Consider the following 19,953-nt stretch of genomic DNA (forward strand, 5'->3'; position numbering starts at 1 on the left):
TTGAATATGCCTACACACGAAGGAAACGCGGTAGCGTTTTTCGAGGAGTCGCCACCCTCCATTCCAATCAACTAAAATTTCCTTTATATAAAGAACACTATGTTTGAAGTGACCTGCCATGATGACTAAAAATCAAGCTAATGAATGTGAACAATTAGAAATGTTGACCATTGACCAGTTGGTTCCAGAATATCATTTAGTACACAAGCTGGAATCGGCCATTGATTTTTCATTCATCTAGTAGAACACTTGTATTCCGGGCTGGGTTCGGCCGGCCCAGTATTGATCCAGTCGTTCTTTTTAAAATAACTTTTATATAATTGCCATTCGCTCCATGCACCAAACCAAATTCACCTTATAGATTTCTCAAAAATGACAAAAGGCCTCGAGAGGATACCCTCTCGGGGCCTTTTGTCGACACTCTGAACGCTTGGGCATTTATTTCCAAGCGATTTATTTGCGCTATTCAGCTGAAATAGTGGCCTGACCAACCAGTTTTGGGTGTTATGAACTAGTTTTTCCAGACATTATTTAAGTTGCCGCCCTTAAATTGGGGGCGTGTTAGCGGATATCGAAAATTTCCGGTCCGATATCGAAAATTTCGAGACTGATATCGAAAAAATTTTTAAGATATCGAAAATTTCAAGGTAGATATCGAAAACTGTCAAATTTCAGACACAATTTCATTTACAAACCCTTGGTTGCTGCATCACCCCAAAGGATACCATTTTGCAGAACAAAAGGGAAAAACGCCTTCGAGACAAGCACAATTCCTATACAACGAGAACGGACCAGGCCAATTGCGGCCTGGTCCGTCTTTTTGGTTCCATTGCTGCAAGAGCAGCAAAACATTTATTCTATTCATGTCCTGTTTCAAAGGTAGAATACGCTTTAAAACTCTCCAACACTTCCACATACCGATCCTTCGTTTTTATTGGAATGCCTTTGCGCAATTCTGCCTGTTTCCTGCTCTCAAGCTTCTTAACATCTATTTGGAAAAACGATTGGATAATTTGGGAATAAGGAGGCCTTCCATTGAAAATGGCGAGGACCCCTTCCCCGTTCAGACCGAAATAACCATTTGTCTTAAGAAGAGGAGAAATATCCTCAATCTGTTTCCTCAGAACAACGGACTCCCTGCCAATATCAACCGCGGACCACCCTTGGTACTTTGCCCAAAATTCTTCCCAGTTTTCAGCCGTTTCAATCAGTTGCTCCTGGCTGACTTCCCCGTCAACATATACTTCTTCCAAGGTAACCTTTAAGCGAAGAGGTTCCTGCTGCCCGCTTGCATGTGTACTGGACATCCTTTCAGCCGCAAACGTCCTTAAATCCGGACAAATGAGCCCGCCAAACAGAATGATGAAGAATACAGCCGCCGTTAATGCTGATTTCCGCTTCATTTCGCCCACCTCTTCCTGGTCTCTTATCCTTTTGCCTGGTAATTTCTTTTATAGCATTTCCCGGTTTTGTTCGATTATCCTTATTTGGAAGAATTCAAAAATGAGGGGTGGGGTTAGTATGGATAAGTTAGCAAAAAGGCCAGATTTTATAAAAGAGGGATTTGTCCTTCTTTGTAAACAGGCTCCTTAGCAGGGAAACTAGCATCAACAACGCAATGGCGAATGACAAAGTTCCGAGCTTCGTTCCTGCTTGTCCTCTTTTTTTTACCTCTAATATGGGGACAAAGCCAAAAAGGCATTGCCCCCGTATGAAATTTAGGTTGAATCTATCATTGACTTAATCGTTTTTATAAATTTCCGCCTGGCGTTGAATTGATGTAAAGTTAAATCCTTAACCTGGCTTAACATACGGAAATCCAATGGGTCTCCCACTTTCACCAGCCTATTCCATTCCCTTAATATATCCGTTGGGTATATTAGAGCGTACAAGAACGCTTCATTTCTCATTAATGCGGCAAATTGGTTAAAAGCGATAAGCTTTCCGAGTGACCATTGTATAAAGGGGAGAATCCGGTTTGCATATTGCAAATAATCCAATACAGGAGGCCCGATGGACAGTAAGTCGAAGTCGATCAAATAAATCCTCCCATTTAAGGCTCTGAGGAAATTATGGTGGGCAACATCCCCGTGCAGAACCACCTTAGGCCCGTTTGAAAAGATGCCCGCATTTTTTTTCATCCCCTTAAGCCCAAAGTCAGCCCAGTTAATAATTTCTTCGAAAAGCTTGGTCCCTAGGTAAGGCTTAATGACTGATTCATTCGCAGAGAAGCGGTTCAACCTGTCCTTCCACTTTTCGATTTGCTTTGCGAGAGGTATGGTCAACTGATAACTTTCCGCGATTTCTTCGGTAACGGAATGGAATTTTTTCAGAACCATTAATCCACCTGCGCGGTCATCGCCATTACTGAATGAAAAATGCTTAGGGTGGTGTGGAATATATTGTATATACCCAAAATACAAACCATCAGCATAAAACGGCTCTCTTTTGCCTGGTCGCATGAAGGAATATGAATCGCGAAAGCCATGCTTTTTTAATATTGCCGTGAAGTTTTCCTGGAGGATCAGGCGGTTTAATGAAGAATAGCCTTTCACTATGAATTCACCCATAGTGGAGCGAATATAAAAAACGGCAGGCCGAATTTGTTCGAGCTCAAGAATAGTAGCAGGGAATGATTTTTTTAAATAAGAGAGGAGACGATTAATTAACTCATCGTCTCCTTGTGGTCTGTTCCCTCTAATCCTTGCTTTCATCGGCGAATCCGAACTGGCCTGGACCTGAAGGACCAATTCCGTAAGGATGCAGAAGCGGCGGCTGCGCAAAAGGGAACGGTGGAGCGAATATCCTTGGAATCAAAGGATCAAACTCCCTTTCAGCCATTTTCCTTTGTTGCCCATCCATTTGCCGGGATTGGGTGGTTTCCGTTCCGGGCTGGCTGCCCATCATTGGCAGTTGTTGCTCGCCATATGGCATTTGGCCGCTTAAAGTTGGCAGCTGCTGCCCGCCAAAGGATGGTTGGCCAAATTGCCCCATCATTGGGAGTTGTTGTCCGCCCATCGGGAATTGCTGGCCGTATGGCATCTGGCCGCCCATTTGAGTCGGCTGGCCGTACATCTGCTCACCGCCCATCGGGAACTGCTGGCCGTATGGCATCTGGCCGCCCATTTGAGGCATCTGGCCGTACATTTGCCCGCCGCCCATCGGGAACTGCTGGCCGTATGGCATCTGGCCGCCCATTTGAGGCATCTGGCCGTACATTTGCCCGCCGCCCATTAGGAATTGCTGGCCGTATGGCATCTGGCCGCCCATTTGAGTTGGCTGGCCATACATTTGCTCACCGCCCATCGTGAATTGCTGGCCGTATGGCATCTGGCCGCCCATCTGAGTCGGCTGGCCGTACATTTGCTCACCGCCCACCGGGATTTGCTGGCCGTATGGCATCTGGCCGCCCATCTGGGTCGGCTGGCCGTACATTTGCTCACCGCCCACCGGGAATTGCTGGCCGTATGGCATCTGGCCGCCCATCTGAGCCGGCTGGCCGTACATTTGCCCGCCGCCCATCGGGAATTGCTGGCCGTATGGCATCTGGCTGCCCGTTTGAGTCGGCTGGTACGGACTTCCGCTATATACAATTGATGATTCATCTTCCGCCATGCCTGCCCCAGGCATTTGTTGGCCATATGGAAGCTGCCTGCCTATATAGGAAGGCATTCCTCCAACCTGCTGTTGTCCGTATCCCATCTGAGGTATTTCTCCGGGATTTGGCTGCATAAACACCTGCTGGCCTCCCGTGGGCGGTGCCATATACATTTGCTGCCCGGAATACGTACCTGGCTGGAATTCAACAGGGTTCCCATACCCATACTGCTGGCTGCCATATTCACCATAATGCCCATAAGGCTGCTGGCCGTGGCCCATATGATGCCCCGATGGCATGGAAGATGAGGATGAGGAGGATGATTCCATCTCGTAGTGCGGCGAATACATCGTACCAGCAACTCCTGTCATCATTGGCGCTTCAGCTCCCATCATATATGGCTGTTCCCCGTACATTTCACCTTGGACAATTGGCTGCGGATAACATGGATCTGACTGATACATGACCCCCTGTACCTGTGGCTGCGGATAACATGGATCTATGGCCATTGCTCCTTGTACCATAGGATAAGGCGGGCAGTTCTCCACCGACATAATCGGTTCTGTCATTGGAGGGCACGGTACTGGGCATGGGTAACAAACCCCAGGCATCACCGGCGTAACAGGATAGCAATATTCTTCATACATAATTGGCTGTTCCTCGTAAATTGGCATCACTGGTGCCGGAGCAGGAGCTTGCTTCGGGACCTGAATTGGTATATTTGCCTTGGGTGGAACTGGAATTTCCTTCATTGGTGGGGGAACTGGCACTTCTTTTATAGGTATTATCGGCTTTTCTTTTACAGCCTGAATGGGCACTTCTTTTTTCGGCGGTATTGGAACTTCCTTTTTAGGTTGAATGGGAACTTCCTTTTTAATCGGGATTTCTTTTTTAATCGGCATTTCCTTTTTAATTGGCATTTCCTTTTTAATCGGCATTTCCTTTTTAATCGGCATTTTCTTTTTAATCGGCATTTCCTTTTTAACCGGGAATTCTTTTTTAGGCGAGATTTGCTGGACGGACATGTTGGCCATGTTCAACAAATAATTATTTTCGATGTCCACTTCCTGGATGCTCTGCTGGGGCATTTTAGGAGAATATGGTGCGATTGGCGATTCTAATGGCTGCGCTGGAATCGGGACATCTGGGGACTCCTCTGGCTCAGGCCCCTTTATGTTGGCGAACGGATGCTCAGCAATAGGCACTTCCTTCTTAACTCCGAGATGAATGGTAACCCCCGGTTTCCCTCCGCCTGAGGAAGATTCTTTCTTTATATTGCCTCCTCCGGATGGAACTTTCACTTTCATACCGGGCATTATCATATCAGGATTGCTGAGCTGTGAATTCAGTTTCTTCAGCTCTTCAAAATTCACGCCGTACTTCTTGGCGATTTTCCAAAGAGTATCCCCTTTCTGTACGATATGGATCTTCACTATGATTTCCCTCCTATGGCATAAGTCCATATAGTGTATGTCGGTCTGGGCAAAATGCTAACAATCTACATAGAAAGTTATGCCATTGCCCTGTAGAATATGATTGCGCCTTGCCGTATCCACCTTTGCCCAAGCTGTCGCAGGCTCGCCTTAGGTTATGTTAAACTAATAGTAAATGGAGATTACTTGCTTTAGGAGTGGTATATATGCAAGAGGAAAAGAAACTGCTCGGAGAAGAACGGAGGCAAAAGCTGCTTTCCCTTTTAAAAAATAGCAGCACGCCGATTACCGGAAGCGAGCTGGCAGCCACAGCAAAGGTCAGCCGGCAAATCATCGTCGGGGACATAACGCTGCTAAAAGCGAAAAACGAACCAATTATCGCTACAAGCCAAGGATACCTTTATTTAAGGCAATCCACGCTCTCCCCTACTTTCGAGAAAACAATTGCCTGCTTCCATCCCCCCGGCAAGACCGAGGAAGAATTAATGCTAATTGTCGATGAAGGAGTGACTGTAAGGGATGTTAAAATCGAACATCCTGTCTACGGGGACCTGACCGCCTCCATTATGGTTTCAACACGCCAGGAGGTTAAGCAATTTATAAAAAAAATCCAGGAAACGAAAGCGGCCTTTTTATCCGAACTGACTGGCGGCTACCATCTTCACACCCTGTCAGCTTCATCGGAACAGGCTTTGGCAAAAGCGGAAGCTTCACTTGAAAAAGCGGGATACCTGATTGAAATTGGCTAATCTTGGACCTGTACTGTTTGGATAAAGAGGATTTTGGAGCATGCTTTTTTGAAAAGATTGGGTTTAATAGCCACAAGGATTCATAAATTTACATAACGGTAGTTCCAATTTACACTTTTATTGTAAAAAAATCCCCAAATGTATGGGGATTTTCTTTTTGCGAAAATATATCGATTAATTATTTCTTTTATCGATTAATTTCTTCATTTTATCGGTTAATTATTTTCAAAGATCCATTTGACAACAAGCATAATCTAAAAGGCGCCGCGGCTCATTGCCCGGCGCCTTTACTATCAATAGATACATATAAAAATTAACTATGCCCCGGTTCCTACGACTTCTACCTTTTCCACAAAGTCCAGGCCCCTCAATTTTTCGAGAAGTTCTTCAATGTCCCCTTGGATTGCAGAGATGTCCAAGGAAATGGTTACATTTGCTCTGCCTTGAAGCGGGATTGTCTGATGGATGGTCAGGACGTTGCAGCCTGCATCCGCCACGATGGCAAGCAGCCTTGAAAGCGAGCCCGAACGGTCCTCCAGATGGAAGAAAAGCGTGATTAGCTTTTCCTTAATGACTGCAGAAAAGGGGTAAACGGTGTCTCGATACTTGTAATAGGCACTTCTGCTCAAATTAACGATTGCAGCCGCCTCACCGACGGATTCCGCCCTCCCTCTGTCCAGCAGTTCCTTTGCTTCAAGTGTCTTTTTCATAACATCCGGCAAGACATCTTCCCTCACCAGATAGAATTTTTTATCAAATCGCTTGGATCTCATCATGACACCTCTTTGGCCAGAACCTTACTCAACAAATTCAAACTCAAATTCAAGCAGCCTGACTGTATCGCCGTCCCGCGCGCCTCTTTCCCTTAAAGCATCGTCAATGCCCATGCCGCGCAATTGGCGGGCAAATCGTTTTACTGATTCATCACGGGAGAAATCGGTCATTTTGAAGAGGCGTTCTACGCTGTCGCCGACGATGACATACGCGCCATCCGGGTCCCTCGTAATTTTAAACTCCTGCTCTTTCTCATGCTTGTAAAGAACCCTGTTGACGCTTGTATCCTCAAGCGCTTCTTCATAAAGCGGGAATTCAGGGGTTTCCGCAATTTTATCCGCAATCGCGAACAACAAATCACGCAGGCCTTGCCTTGTAATAGCCGAAATAGGGAAAACGGGGAAGTCTTCCTTCAGATTCTCCTTAAATCGCTTCAGGTTTTCTTCTGCATCTGGCATGTCCATTTTGTTTGCGACGATGATTTGCGGCCTTTCTGTCAGCCTTAAATTATACTGCTTCAGCTCAGCGTTGATTTTTTGGTAATCGTCAATCGGGTCGCGCCCTTCAGACGCAGCCATATCGATGACGTGGACAATAACCCTTGTCCTCTCAATATGCCTTAAGAACTGGTGGCCAAGCCCCACTCCTTGATGGGCCCCTTCAATCAGGCCAGGAAGGTCGGCCATGACAAAGCTTCGGCCGTCTTCGGTTTCAACCACCCCGAGGTTTGGGACAATTGTCGTAAAATGGTACTCGGCAATCTTCGGCTTCGCGGATGAAACGACCGATAGGAGAGTCGATTTTCCGACACTCGGGAACCCGACCAAGCCAGCATCGGCAAGCAGCTTCAGCTCGAGAACAATGGTGCGTTCCTGACCAGGTTCCCCTTTTTCCGAAAGCTCGGGTGCAGGGTTCGCAGGTGTGGCGAACCTTGAGTTCCCTCGTCCGCCGCGGCCTCCTTTGGCGATAACGGCCGTTTGTCCATGTTCGATCAAATCAGCGATGACTTCATTTGTTGCTTCATCGTATACAACCGTGCCTGGCGGAACCTTAACGATCATGTCTTTGGCATTTTTTCCATGCTGGTTCTTTGACATGCCATGCTCTCCGCGAGGGGCTTTGAAATGGCGCTGATAGCGGAAATCCATCAGTGTGCTAAGGCCTTCCTCGACTTGGAAGATGACATTTGCCCCCAGGCCGCCATCGCCGCCTGCGGGACCGCCCATCGGCACATATTTTTCGCGGCGGAAAGCGACCATTCCATCTCCGCCATCCCCGCCTTTTACATATACTTTCACTTGATCAACAAACATATTTATTTCCTCCCGTCTAGCTGCAATACTGAAAAAACACGGCAAGGCTCCAATTTCCCTTCCGCTAGCGAAACGGCAAGAACACCTCGATGGCAAGCTCATTGTCCGAAAAATTCTTGACAGTGACGCCTGTGCTCTTCGATTGTTCAAGGAATTCTTCCAGCAGCTTGGTCCCTGTTATTATTCCGCTAAAATCAAAAATGAAACAAATCCCCTCATCCACCTGGTCAATGCAGACCGAAAGGCTGTTCTCCTGGAAAGGTTCCAAGGAACTGTCCAATAATGTAATAAATGCAGTTGTCCATTTTGTGATTTCGCTATCATTTACAGGCCTCGTTTCCGTTTCATGGAGCACCTCATATTCAAGCTGAAAATGATGGCCTTCCCAGTTTGCCGTTAACAGCAGCGACGCAAACATGGGCATTTTCAGATTAGATAGCTTTGATTCATGCTGTGTTTCAATGATGATCTGGTCAACAATGGCTTTGGCGCGGTCTACTTTATTCAAATCAAGATTCCCTTTGATGAGCTGCAATCGATTGAGCCAATCATGGCGGGAATATCTGAGCACTTCGACAACATTCCAATTTTTCTCCATATGCTACTCCTTGTACCCGTTCCTGTTTGCCCATAGTATAACAAAAAATGAAAGCCGCGTATGCAAATATGGCCTCTTGCGGAAAATCCTGCTATGTATATGGCCAGCTTTTTTCAAAAAAATGACATCAGTAATGAGAAAAAAAGAAACTCCAACCATGAAGGCTAGAGTTTCCATTGATCATTTAAACTTAAGCTTCTTGAGCTGCTGGATAAACGCTCACTTTTTTGCGGTCGCGTCCCATGCGTTCGAACTTCACAACGCCGTCAACTTTTGCAAAAAGAGTGTCGTCTCCGCCGCGGCCTACGTTTTCACCTGGATAGATCTTTGTACCACGCTGGCGGTACAGGATCGATCCACCTGTAACGAACTGGCCATCCGCACGCTTCGCGCCAAGGCGCTTAGAGATGGAGTCACGGCCGTTCCTTGTAGAACCTACTCCCTTTTTGGAAGCAAACAATTGAAGATCCAATTTCAATAACATTTATTCCACCTCCTGTTTTTTGAAGGTAATACGTATGTGCTTTCCGTACTCTTCCTCAATCGTCCTCAATGAGACTGCCATTCCTTCGAGAAGGATTTGGATGGTCTTCTGCTCCTGCGCCGGAATGTTTTCCGGAAGTGCGCAGCGGAGCAAGCCTTCACCATGTTCAAAGTCGGGAACGATGCCCGTCAATTCATGGATGGCGTTAATGGCTCCAACTGATACAGCGGATACGCCCGCACAGACGATATCCTTGCCTCTGTTGGCAAAAAACGCGTGGCCCGAGATGGAAAACGACTGAATCAAGCCGGTCTCATTTCGGTAAATTGCTGCGTCAATCATCAAATCACGCCTTACGCGTTGATTTTGCCGATAACTACTTTAGTGTACGGCTGGCGATGACCTTGCTTCTTACGATAGTTTTTCTTCGCCTTGTATTTGAAAACAATGATTTTCTTCGCACGGCCCTGCTTTTCAACAGTAGCTGTTACAGAAGCTCCTTCAACAACCGGGCTTCCAACTTTCACGTTTTCTCCGCCTACGAAAAGAACTTTATCAAAAGTAACTGTTTCGCCTGCTTCCGCGTTAAGCTTTTCGATGTAGATGGCTTGGCCCTCTTCTACACGGATCTGCTTACCGCCAGTTTCGATAATTGCATACATGAACTTGCACCTCCTCATAGTCTAAGACTCGCCATCACAGGCGTTTTGCGTGAAGCAAAAGCTTATGGCCTGCTCCTGAGCGGTTGTAGCACGGGTGCTACAAACATAACATGAAAATACTATCATAAGATGATGGACAGTGTCAATACGTATCTTCCGCTTTCTGCCTTAGTTCAGCGGCTTTTCCAAACTGCTTGATTGAATAAAAGTGGACAGGCGCCACTGCCGCTTTAATGATAATCTCGATTCCAAGCGATTCCTCAAGCCGTTTGAGATGAAATTTCGCCTCTCCTTCAAAAACGGACTTTACTTCAGGGGTTGCTTCAACAAGCACAGCCTCTTCCAGCAAGCCCCGGTGTTCCCATAGCTCCCGTTCAAGCCTGAACGCTTCTGTTTCAGGGCTTGAAACCCTGCCCGTCCCTTCACAGGCCTGACATTTTACGGCCAATGTTTCCGAGAGCGACGGCCCCAGCCTTTTTCTCGTAATCTGGAGAATTCCAAGCGATGTAAATCCGGCAATCCTCGTCCTGCGTCCATCCTTCCGCAATGCGGATTCCATTTTGGCTGTGACGAGGCCGCGGTCCTCCTCCGTTTTCATATCAATAAAGTCAACAAGGATGATCCCCGCGAGGTCACGGAGCCTGATTTGCCGCGCGATTTCATCGGCAGCAAGCAAATTCGTTTTTAGGACCGTTTCTTTCAGGCTGTTCTTTCCGGAAAATTTCCCTGTGTTGACGTCAATTGCAGTCAGTGTTTCCATTTCCTCAACCAGCAAATAGGCGCCGTTCGCAAGCCAAACGACCCGTTTTTGAAGCTTGCCGATTTCCGCCTCCGCGCCATGTAAGCCAAAAATATTTGCCTTGTCTGAATAATAGCTGAAGGCGGGGCTGTCTTCCTGCTTTTGAATACGCTTCTTTAGCTCGTTTAATAGTGCGGCATCATCGGAAACGACTTCTCCGCCGGCCATTTTTTCAATCATCGGGACTAGCTGTTCAACAAATGGATCCCTTTCTGCAACAGGACCCGGCTTTTTTAAGGATGCGGCTTTTGGTAAGAGCTCCTCCGATGCCTTCCTGAGCTCGCCTAGTTCTTGAATGAGTTCAGTATCCCGTGCATCTCCAGCAGAGGTCCGGAACAAAATCCCTTCCCCATCCATTTTTTCTCTCCCCCCCAACTGGCGAAGCTCCTCCCGCCTTTCCGGGCTGGCGATTTTTTTTGAGACAGCGAGGTAATTCCCAGATGGCATATACACAAGATGCGTGCCGGGCAGTTCAAGGATTCCCGAAACCTTGGCCCCCTTTGTGCCTGCAGCGTCCTTTTCCACCTGGACCAGGAGCCGTTCACCTTGCCGGACAAAGGCCGTGATGCTTTTCTTATCCTTTTCCGTGGATTTGTCCAAAACATACTCAGGCAATGAATCGCGGTGCAGATACGCATTCTTATCGGTACCAATATCAATGAAGGCCGCATTCATCCCAGGAAGGACCTTCGTAACGATGCCTAGAAATATATTCCCTACAAGTGATTGCCCTCCGGCTCTCCCGATTTCCAGCTGTTCCAATCTTCCATTATGAAAATAGGCGGCCCGCTTTTCCCTCAAGCCGCTATTAATAATCAGTTTATCCACGTGCATTCCCCGCTTTACAATTTCCTTTCTCCATTATAGACGCAAAAAAAAGCGTTCGCCAGGAGTAGCCCAGGAACGCTTTTCAATATGCATAAAACAAGTCGCTAATTTTCCCGGATGCCTTCTTTTCGGAAAAAAAGTAATGAAGGATCTCGTTCTCATCAAGGATGCCCTTATCGCCGCTCTCCCCTTTGACGACAATTGAATGCTTGCATCCGCGGCGGAATTTTCCGAGGACATGAAGGATGCCTTCATATTCCCAGGCGTTGATTGGCGTCAAAACTGGAATGGATGAACCGTTTTTGCCGTAGTACCGTTCTAGTAGAAATCTCATGAATACGAAGTGGCGCTGTTTCCATTCAAGGTAAAGGGAAAAATAAAGAAAGCCAGCCACAAGCCAAATATTCAAATGGAGGGGAACGGTCAACAATGTCGCGATTGAAAAGAAAGTCAGGCATGTGAACGAGGAGATGAGCATCCATTGGTGCGCGACAGGAAACGGCCTCCAAGTGGACAGAAGCAGAAACAGAAGCTTCCCCCCATCAAGCGGCCAAATCGGAAAGAGATTGAACAAAACGATCATCAAGTTGTACTTCATGAACAAAAGATAAGTCTGGTCGGGAATCAGTCCGTTGGCATGCAGCAGGTACGCCCCCCCCATCATCCAAATATGCTGGGCAGGGCCTGCAAGGATAACGATTGCTTCCTCCTTCAATGGGCGATTCCCGTGTTCGTCCATCTCGGCGACTCCGCCGAAGGGAAGGATCGAAATCCTTTTGATGCGCCATGAAAAAAACATCGCTGCCAGCGCATGCCCTATTTCGTGGATAAAAATGATTGCAAGGAGCAGGCAAAGCTCCAAAAAATGCGCAGTGAGCGTTGCCACAGCCGCTGCCAGCCAAAGCAGGGGATGGATATAGACAAGCTTTAGGAGGGATAAGGCTTTATTCAAAACGAATCACCTGGATCGGGTCGATAAAATCCCCGCCCTGTTTAATCGCGAAATAAAATTCCCCCTTTAATTCATCGGATCCCTGCCCTACGGTTCCAATCTCCTTTTTCTTATCGATGTATTCATATAGCCCTACTTCAATCGAATCGAGATTGCCATACCATGACTCCGTTTTATCGCCATGCTGGATGACCACTGTTTTGCCGAGTCCTTCCTTTATACCTGCGAACATGACAAATCCTTCGTTGATGGCCTCAATCGGAGCGCCTTTATCCGTTTCAATCATGATTCCCTGGCCATTTTTTTCGAAGTTCTCAAGAATTTTGCCCGAAGCGGGGACGGAAAAATTCTGCTCTGGCTCATTTTCTTCCTTTGCTTCTGGAAGAAGGGCGAGCGGCTTGCCGAACTTTTCCTCATACCATTGGCTTGCCCAAGCGAACTGGAAATCCTGGCTGAACCCTTTTACAATCAGGTTCTTTGCCGGTTCAAGTGCAGGCGCCTGGCTCTTGAATGCAATGGCAATCACAAGGAATAGGACGGCCGAGGCCAATAGCTTAAAGAAAAACACTTCCTTCCGAAAAAGCGGATGCCCATCCTCTCCAGGGCCGCCTTCAAAGGAGACCATATCATTAAAGCCATATTTTTCTTCATCCAAAAGCCAGCTTGTCGGCTTGCTTCCGGTTGTATTCCGATTATTCAGCCCCCGTTCTTTCTTCCGCCTTGCGATCCGCTTCCGGATTTCCTCCCTTTTGTGTTGCATGCACCCCACCAGCCCTTTTATCCCTTTTTGTACAAGTCTATGAAGGAGTTGTCCTCCGTATGACTGCCTGGGTTGCCAGAAGGGGATCCGGAAGCAAAAAAAGCCCCGTCCGGCAGTAAAACCGGGCGGGGTTTTTGGCATTCTATGAACGGACTCCGAAGAATCTCTTAATCTTTGTCAGCACGCTATGGTTTTCCTCACCCAATTGCTGAAGGGGGATGGACTCACCAAGAATCCTTCTCGCGATATTTCGGTAGGCAATGGCTGCCTTGCTGTTTGGATTCATGGCGATTGGTTCGCCATAATGCGATGCCTTTATGACTTCATCATCATCGGCGACGATGCCGAGCAGTTCAATCGACAAATGTTCGGTAATATCATCAACGTCCATTGTTTCGCCATTCCGCATCATGTGCGGGCGAATCCGGTTGATGATCAGCCTTGGCGGTTCCATATTGTCCTCTTTTTCCAGGAGGCCGATAATCCTGTCTGCATCACGGACAGCGGATTTTTCCGGGGTCGTGACAACGATGGCCCTGTCTGCGCCGGCTACTGCATTCTTGTAGCCATGCTCGATTCCAGCCGGGCAATCGATGAGAACATAATCGAAATCCTGCTTCAGCTTTTCGACCAGGTCCTTCACCTGTTCCGGCGTCACAGCCGTTTTGTCCTCCGTCTGCGCTGCAGGAAGCAAATAAAGCAGCCCGTCGAAGCGTTTATCCTTTACAAGGGCCTGATGCATTTTGCATCGTCCGGCCGCAACATCGACAAGGTCATAAATAATCCTGTTTTCAAGCCCCATGACAACATCGAGATTCCGGAGGCCGATATCCGTATCAACCAAGCAAACCTTCTTCCCCATCAGCGCCAGGGCAGTCCCCAAATTAGCAGAAGTCGTTGTTTTGCCGACGCCGCCCTTCCCTGATGTGATTACCATTGCTTCTCCCACGTTAACGCCCTCCTTCAAATCTAGTCAATCCAGGCCTGATGCCTGCCAGAGATTGCAGCCTGTCAAATACAATCTCATTCATTTCATTTATGTAAGCGCACTCTAAATCGCGCTGGCTTTCATTTCCCAGTTTTTCGGGTGAACTGGTCAAATAATGGCTAATCCGCAGCTGCGATGGCTTCATAGCCGATGCGGCGATTACCGCGTCCATGTTCCCATAGCATCCAGCGTGGGCGATTCCCTTCAGGACGCCCATGATGAAGATATTGCCGCCTGCCATCACCATTCCGCCGGGATTTACATCCCCAATCAGCAGCAGGTCGCCAGGCACCTCAAGTACCTGTCCCGATCTGATCATTTTCGCAACCGTTGTAACGGATTGCTCTTTCCAGCGCTTTTCCGCTTCCTCTTTCGTAACGACATTCGAATCGATTGCATCCACGATAAGGTTTTTCTTCTGGCCGATGAGCTCCACCAGTTCTTCCCGCTGAACCGCTGTTAAATAGCGGTTGCCGGTATTCACCTTAACATGCAGCAGTTGGGATTCCGCGTCCCTTTCATGCTGGCTGGAAAGCTTCCCAGCCAATTCCCTCTTCAATTCCTCATAGGAACACAAATCGTCCAGAAACAGCGTGATGCCGTCCTTCGTCCCTTTTATCATTACATTTTGCATCTTATTCATGGCCTTACTTCACCTCAATTGTCAAAAACACACAGATGGCCCTTCCGCCTGGAGGCCAGGCCAAAGGCGGTTGGCCCTCCCTAAATCATTCGACATTCCCTGCCAAAATTCCTCTATCAAAGGATCTCCTGTTCAGCCAATTTTTCAAAATAGCGCTTAAGCGGGTAAAAAGCGGCAACGACGAAAATCAAATTCAGGCATACGGTCGGCAGGAGCCTCGCATCGGCAAACTCCTTCAAGCTAATGTCGGTTATATGGATGAAGCTGTTCATTTTATAGATTACAAGTTCGAGAAAGGCAATGCCGGCCAAAATCACGAATGTTATGATAAACGCGTTCGCCTGGAGTACCTTCATCACCCTCATCACCAAATAGATTGTGAGTGGAAAAAGAAATAAATAAATTCCGATGATCTCCGTATAGACCATATCGAATAACAGCCCAAAGGCGAACCCGTAGAGAATTGCGTGCTTTTGCGACCCGTAAATAGCTAGGAGGAGCAGGGCGGCAATCAGGAACCTTGGTACAAGAATCCATTTTCCGTAAAAGAACTCCGAGGGAAGGAGCTGGACGAAAATGCTTTCAGCTGTAAAAAAAACGAACAATAAAAGAGGAAGAAAGAAACGGTTCACAATTCTTCCTCCTTATCATCGACCATTTCCGCTTTCTCCGGCTGCATCATCAGCCTTTTCATGACAATCACATCACCGATGTCATAAAAGTTTGCGCCCGGCTTCACAAGGGCAATCTGGTTGAGCCCATATTGATCAGGCTCTACTTCAACCACCTTGCCGACAAGCAGGCCTGCCGGGAATACGCCGCCGAGGCCAGACGTTATAACTGTCTGCCCTTTTTCTACTTTTGCTTCATAAGGGATTTTCTTCACCTTCAACAGCTTTTTCTCTTCATCATAGCCTTCTACAAAACCATAAATCTGTGATTTTCCTTGTGTGACAACGGAAATCCTGTTTTTCGGATCCATTGCGCTCAGGAGCTGGACCGTTGATGTAAAGTCATTGGCATTCTTTATTTTGCCAATCAGCCCTTCGGATGTAATGACGGCCATATTCTTGCCGACTTTATCCGAGGTTCCCTTATTAATGATAATCAATTCATTCCATCGGTCCGGATTGCGGCCGATGACAGCCGCATGGATTGTGTCCGAATCGCCAAGCGACTCACTTTTTCCAAGGAGCTTGCGAAGCTCTTCGTTCTCCTTTTTAAGCTTGTAAACTTCGGATTCAAGCCGGACCATATCTTCAACGCGTGATTTCAGCTCTTTATTTTCATTGTATGTATCCTGGAGGTCTCCGACATTTTCAAAAAAGCCCGCCACATACTGGGTTGGCCTAGAGATGAGCGACTGGGCCCAGCCGGTGCTATCCTTCAAAAATTGCTCCGGCCAGGACAGTTTGTCGCGCTCCCTTAACGAAAATCCGATCAATGCGACCAGGATGATAATACTTACAAGCAAAATAATGAGGCGTTTATTCAAAAACGATTGGGGCATGATTCTACACCTCTATTTACAAACATTTATCGGGAATCCCTTGGCCTGTTTTTAAACAAGTTGATATGGTCGAGAGCCTTCCCGGTTCCGATTGCGACGCAGTCAAGCGGGTCTTCCGCAATCAGCACCGGCATATTCGTTTCCTCGCCGATTACCTTGTCCAGGTTCCGTAGCAGGGCTCCGCCTCCAGTAAGGACGATTCCCCTGTCCATGATGTCCGCTGCAAGTTCCGGCGGAGTCTTTTCAAGAGTATTTTTAACGGCTTCCACAATCGCATACACCGTATCATGAAGCGCTGTAGCTATTTCCGCCGCAGTAATTTCTATTGTTTTGGGCAGGCCTGTCAAAAGGTCCCGGCCGCGGATTTCCATATTATCAATGCCCTCAGGCGTCCCGGCGGAACCGATTTCCATCTTAATGATTTCCGCTGTACGGTCACCAATCATGAGATTATAATTCTTCCTGATATATTGGATGATCGATTCATCCATTTCATCACCGGCGATACGGATGGACTGGCTTGTGACAATGCCGCCAAGTGAAATGATCGCCACTTCGGTCGTTCCTCCGCCAATGTCAACGACCATGCTCCCGGTTGGTTCCCAGACAGGAAGATTCGCTCCGATTGCCGCGGCGAACGGCTCTTCGATCGGGAATGCATCCCTTGCGCCTGCCTGCTTGGTGGCATCAATCACAGCCCGCTGCTCGACGGCTGTGATTCCCGATGGCACACAAACCATTATGTACGGCTTTCCGCCCCAAAGACTTTTATTTTTCATAGCCTTTTTAATGTAATCCTTCATCATTGTCGCTGTTGTTTCATAGTCGGCGATAACGCCATCCTTCATCGGCCTGAGCGCGACAATATTCCCCGGCGTACGCCCAATCATATTTTTCGCATCATTTCCGACAGCGACGATTTGCTTTGTGTCGGTTTGAAGGGCAACAACGGACGGCTCCCTTAAAACAATACCCTTTCCCTTCACATATATAAGTGTGTTGGCAGTCCCCAAATCAATGCCAAGATCTCTCGTTCCAATTCCAAACATACAAGTATCTCCCTTTCCCGTGCAAAAATGCAATCAATTTTGTGCCGAAATCATTCTATCAAAAATGGTTTTTATGTCGTTTTTTATCTGATTTTTTTCAGGCATCGCCCGGAAAAATCATAAGTAATATTATAGCGTAACGTTAAATAAAAGCATAGTGTTACAAATACCCTTTTTCCTTCAGGCTGACGAATTTATTTTCGCCGATGATGAGATGGTCAAGCACATCGATGCCGATTATCTTCCCGCATTCCGATAGCCTTTTTGTCACCTCTATATCCTCACGGCTCGGAGACGGGTCTCCGGAGGGGTGGTTATGGAGGCAAATGATCGATGCCGCGGAGCGCCGGAACGCTTCCTTGAAAACCTCGCGCGGATGGACAATCGAGGCATTCAGGCTGCCGATAAAAATTGTCTGCTTGTGGAGAACCTGGTTCTTCGTATTCAAGTAGAGGCAAACAAAATGCTCCTGGCTTAAAAAACGCATTTCATTCATGACATAGTTTGCCCCGTCCTCTGGCGACCTGATGACATATCGGTCGTTGTTCGTCATGTTGGCCACACGGCTGCCAAGCTCAAGGGCAGCCATAAGCAGGATCGCCTTTGCGGTCCCGATTCCCTTTATTGCGGTAATTTCCTCGAGCGATGCGGCTTTCAGGAGCCTCAACCCTTCAAAATGGGACAGAAGGCGGTTGGATAGCTGAAGGACCGATTCATCCTTTGTACCGGTCCGGAGCAATAGGGCGATCAGTTCATGGTTTGAAAGGCTTGCCGGCCCGCCTGCAATAAAGCGTTCACGCGGCCTTTCTTCCTGGGGATAATCACGGATCATCAATGAATTGGCAGTCAAACAAATTCCTCCCTGTTAGTAAGGGAGCCTGGGTTGGGAAAAAAGCGGAAAGCGGAAAGCCTGTCACAGGCACTCCTTTTCCCTGGCCCAATTGGTAAGGTATGAATTTTTTTAAAAGGGAAGCGGATAACCTGACTCCCCGAGTTCGCGGACCAAACGGGATACAGGCAAGCCCATGACGGCGAAATAATCGCCCTCAATCCGTTTGACAAGCATGCTGCCGAGTCCCTGGATGCCATAGCCGCCCGCCTTGTCATAAGGCTCGCCGCTCTCTGCATAATACTCGATTTCCCCGTCCGTCAACTCCCAAAAGTGGACTTCTGTTCTTTCGTAAAAACGGACTTCATTGCCAGGGCTTATAATCGCAACCCCGGTAAAAACCTGATGCGTCCTGCCTGACAAAAGCTTCAGCATCCTTATCGCTTCCTCGCGGCCCGATGGCTTGCCCAAGATGGCGCCATCACAAACGACGATCGTATCGGAGCCGATGACAAAATCATCTGGATGCCCGGCAAAAACGGCTTTTGCCTTCCGTTCGGCAAGGCCCATGACAATTTCCTCAGGAGACGTGCCCGGTTCGAAGCTCTCGTCGACATCTGAGCTGTAAATTTTGAATTTCAAGCGGAGATTTTCCAGAAGTTCTTTTCTTCGTGGAGATGAAGAGGCTAAAATGAGGTTCGGCATGCAATCACCTTTCTTTTTACTCGGTTTGGGGAGATACAGATTAATCGTATCAAACTTCCACCCATCAAACAATTTCTAATGGTTAAAGTGGCGAAACTTTTTGCTTCTTATTCATCTCCAAAAATTCGAGGCGAACCTGATTGCCGAAAAAAGAACGCCGCGGCATTCGCCAGGGCGTTCATTTCCCGAGGAATCGAATTAATATGTTTGATACTTTGCGAGAAAATTCAGGAGGTGTACCTGGGCAGCCTGCGCGGATTGTCCATCCCCCGCTTTTTCATAGCTTTCCAGGCTCTTAACGGCGTTAGCCAATTCGTTATAGAGCGCACCGATTGCCGGATTGGCAAATTCGCCGGCATTGATAGCTTCCAAGTCCTTTTTTACCGAACCAGCTACCGCGGCTTCCTTGCCGGCCATCGCCAATCCAGCTCCTGGGCTCAATAGGGCGAATAGCTCTGGCGCTTTTTCAAGGAACTGCTTTTCGTCTGCAGCTACTTTCCCCGCTTTTCGGGAAGGCAAAGTAATTTCCTTTGCGTAGATAGCAATCCCCTTTTCCTTTAATCCTTCACCAATTTCCTTTGCGCCTTCAATGCTGCCGGCAATTCCAATGAGAAGCATGGCCTGTCCATCTTTATCAAGGACTGCTCCAGGTATGCCCAATCCTTCAAGGTTTTGTTTGGCGGCCTCCGCTGAATCCCTGGTTGAGTAAAGGCCTTCCTGGATAACAAAGGCTGAGATGGGGAGCAGCTGGACCGTTGCACTTTGGGTTTTGGCATCTCCTGTTGCAGCTGGCTTTTCATCTCCATTCGGCTGCATTGCGGTTACAGCAGGTTTGTCGGTTAGAAGCAGCTTCAGCATAGCGGCTCCCAATCCCACGCCTACAATTATCGCAAATACAACAGTGAGGACGGCCGGCTTCATTGACCAGCCTTTCCTCTTTGAAGGCCCGGATGAGTGCTTTGGATAGATGGAGGCCGAATCGGACGCCTCTTTAATCACGAACGTTCCTTGCTCCGCAGGCTCTTCCTCAGGCAAAATCCAGTCGAAGATTTCTTCGCTCGCTTCCGCTGCCGCAGCCGCTTCCATATTTGCTGGCTGAATATCCTCGGTTGATTGTTGTTCAATTACTGGCGGCCTGTCCAAATTGGATTGTTCAGGGACGGGCCTTGATTCATTGTTTAATTTAATATTAATCGTATTTTGTTTCTTCTTGTCCACAATCAGCTCCCCTTTTGCCACCGGCTGGTTTTTTCCATCCTACCATAGGGGCAAAAAAAAA

At 47.7% G+C, this 19,953-nt stretch carries 21 protein-coding genes, 1 pseudogene and 1 other annotated feature; of the genes and pseudogenes, 2 read left to right on the forward strand and 20 right to left on the reverse strand.

The window, feature by feature from the left end:
• Positions 1–118 precede the first annotated feature (118 nt).
• Positions 119–317, forward strand: a pseudogene (locus AR337_RS22655) (IS5/IS1182 family transposase); the annotation flags it as partial.
• A gap of 540 nt (positions 318–857) precedes the next feature.
• Here AR337_RS22655 and AR337_RS06840 read toward each other — a convergent pair.
• The 3 genes from AR337_RS06840 to safA form a co-directional block, all read right to left on the reverse strand.
• The gene (locus AR337_RS06840; RefSeq protein WP_059171266.1) at positions 858–1,403 is read right to left on the reverse strand and encodes a BofC C-terminal domain-containing protein; all 546 of its coding nucleotides are present in this window, start codon (positions 1,401–1,403) and stop codon (positions 858–860) included.
• Positions 1,404–1,718: 315 nt separating this feature from the next.
• Positions 1,719–2,714, reverse strand: a complete 996-nt coding sequence (locus AR337_RS06845; protein WP_082686886.1) for an aminoglycoside phosphotransferase family protein — start codon at positions 2,712–2,714, stop codon at positions 1,719–1,721.
• Entirely contained in the window at positions 2,698–5,031 is a 2,334-nt protein-coding gene (safA, locus tag AR337_RS06850; RefSeq protein WP_059171268.1) for a SafA/ExsA family spore coat assembly protein, read from the reverse strand. The genes AR337_RS06845 and safA overlap by 17 nt, the downstream gene beginning before the upstream one ends.
• Positions 5,032–5,237: 206 nt before the next feature.
• On the opposite strand from safA, the gene AR337_RS06855 reads away from it, so the two are divergent.
• Positions 5,238–5,780, forward strand: coding sequence for a transcription repressor NadR (locus AR337_RS06855; protein ID WP_059171269.1), 543 nt, complete (start codon positions 5,238–5,240; stop codon positions 5,778–5,780).
• Between the two features lie 317 nt (positions 5,781–6,097).
• Here the strand turns inward: AR337_RS06855 and AR337_RS06860 are convergent, their stop codons facing one another.
• From AR337_RS06860 to AR337_RS06940, 17 genes are all read right to left on the reverse strand, one after another.
• Positions 6,098–6,553, reverse strand: a complete 456-nt coding sequence (locus AR337_RS06860) for an ACT domain-containing protein (protein WP_059171270.1) — start codon at positions 6,551–6,553, stop codon at positions 6,098–6,100.
• 24 nt (positions 6,554–6,577) lie between these two features.
• Positions 6,578–7,867, reverse strand: coding sequence for a GTPase ObgE (obgE, locus tag AR337_RS06865; RefSeq protein WP_059171271.1), 1,290 nt, complete (start codon positions 7,865–7,867; stop codon positions 6,578–6,580).
• Positions 7,868–7,931: 64 nt separating this feature from the next.
• Complete coding sequence (locus tag AR337_RS06870; protein WP_059171272.1) at positions 7,932–8,465, reverse strand: Spo0B C-terminal domain-containing protein; 534 nt, start codon at positions 8,463–8,465, stop codon at positions 7,932–7,934.
• Between the two features lie 190 nt (positions 8,466–8,655).
• Positions 8,656–8,949, reverse strand: coding sequence for a 50S ribosomal protein L27 (gene rpmA, locus AR337_RS06875; protein WP_059171273.1), 294 nt, complete (start codon positions 8,947–8,949; stop codon positions 8,656–8,658).
• On the reverse strand, positions 8,950–9,291 hold the full coding sequence (locus AR337_RS06880; protein WP_059171274.1) for a ribosomal-processing cysteine protease Prp: 342 nt from the start codon (positions 9,289–9,291) through the stop codon (positions 8,950–8,952).
• Positions 9,292–9,302: 11 nt separating this feature from the next.
• A complete protein-coding gene (gene rplU, locus AR337_RS06885) occupies positions 9,303–9,611 on the reverse strand; it encodes a 50S ribosomal protein L21 (RefSeq protein ID WP_059171275.1) in 309 nt (102 codons plus the stop codon).
• 14 nt (positions 9,612–9,625) lie between these two features.
• Positions 9,626–9,706 (reverse strand) — a sequence feature (ribosomal protein L21 leader region).
• Between the two features lie 47 nt (positions 9,707–9,753).
• Positions 9,754–11,238: an Rne/Rng family ribonuclease gene (locus AR337_RS06890; protein WP_156424331.1), complete on the reverse strand. Its 1,485-nt coding sequence runs from the start codon at positions 11,236–11,238 to the stop codon at positions 9,754–9,756.
• An 82-nt stretch (positions 11,239–11,320) separates the two neighbouring features.
• Positions 11,321–12,190 carry a M50 family metallopeptidase gene (locus AR337_RS06895; RefSeq protein ID WP_059171277.1) on the reverse strand — a complete coding sequence of 290 codons (870 nt, stop codon included), beginning with the start codon at positions 12,188–12,190 and terminating at the stop codon, positions 11,321–11,323.
• Positions 12,183–12,950, reverse strand: a complete 768-nt coding sequence (locus AR337_RS06900) for a M23 family metallopeptidase (RefSeq protein ID WP_059171278.1) — start codon at positions 12,948–12,950, stop codon at positions 12,183–12,185. Before AR337_RS06900 ends, AR337_RS06895 begins: the two co-directional genes overlap by 8 nt.
• A gap of 142 nt (positions 12,951–13,092) precedes the next feature.
• A complete protein-coding gene (minD, locus tag AR337_RS06905) occupies positions 13,093–13,899 on the reverse strand; it encodes a septum site-determining protein MinD (protein WP_059171279.1) in 807 nt (268 codons plus the stop codon).
• A gap of 1 nt (position 13,900) precedes the next feature.
• Positions 13,901–14,581: a septum site-determining protein MinC gene (minC, locus tag AR337_RS06910; RefSeq protein ID WP_059171280.1), complete on the reverse strand. Its 681-nt coding sequence runs from the start codon at positions 14,579–14,581 to the stop codon at positions 13,901–13,903.
• Positions 14,582–14,697: 116 nt separating this feature from the next.
• Entirely contained in the window at positions 14,698–15,213 is a 516-nt protein-coding gene (gene mreD / locus AR337_RS06915; protein WP_059171281.1) for a rod shape-determining protein MreD, read from the reverse strand.
• Positions 15,210–16,091 (reverse strand): rod shape-determining protein MreC, encoded by an 882-nt coding sequence (mreC, locus tag AR337_RS06920; RefSeq protein ID WP_059171282.1) that lies wholly within the window; start codon positions 16,089–16,091, stop codon positions 15,210–15,212. The genes mreD and mreC overlap by 4 nt, the downstream gene beginning before the upstream one ends.
• 26 nt (positions 16,092–16,117) lie before the next feature.
• Positions 16,118–17,140: a rod shape-determining protein gene (locus AR337_RS06925; protein ID WP_059171283.1), complete on the reverse strand. Its 1,023-nt coding sequence runs from the start codon at positions 17,138–17,140 to the stop codon at positions 16,118–16,120.
• A gap of 160 nt (positions 17,141–17,300) precedes the next feature.
• Positions 17,301–17,990 (reverse strand): DNA repair protein RadC, encoded by a 690-nt coding sequence (radC, locus tag AR337_RS06930; protein ID WP_156424332.1) that lies wholly within the window; start codon positions 17,988–17,990, stop codon positions 17,301–17,303.
• A gap of 111 nt (positions 17,991–18,101) precedes the next feature.
• A complete protein-coding gene (locus AR337_RS06935; RefSeq protein WP_059171284.1) occupies positions 18,102–18,674 on the reverse strand; it encodes a nucleoside triphosphate pyrophosphatase in 573 nt (190 codons plus the stop codon).
• A gap of 198 nt (positions 18,675–18,872) precedes the next feature.
• The gene (locus tag AR337_RS06940) at positions 18,873–19,892 is read right to left on the reverse strand and encodes a hypothetical protein (RefSeq protein WP_156424333.1); all 1,020 of its coding nucleotides are present in this window, start codon (positions 19,890–19,892) and stop codon (positions 18,873–18,875) included.
• Between the last annotated feature and the right edge of the window lie 61 nt (positions 19,893–19,953).

Origin of the sequence: Bacillus sp. FJAT-27445 (assembly GCF_001510665.1) — a bacterium.
GTDB lineage: Bacteria > Bacillota > Bacilli > Bacillales > Cytobacillaceae > Bacillus_D.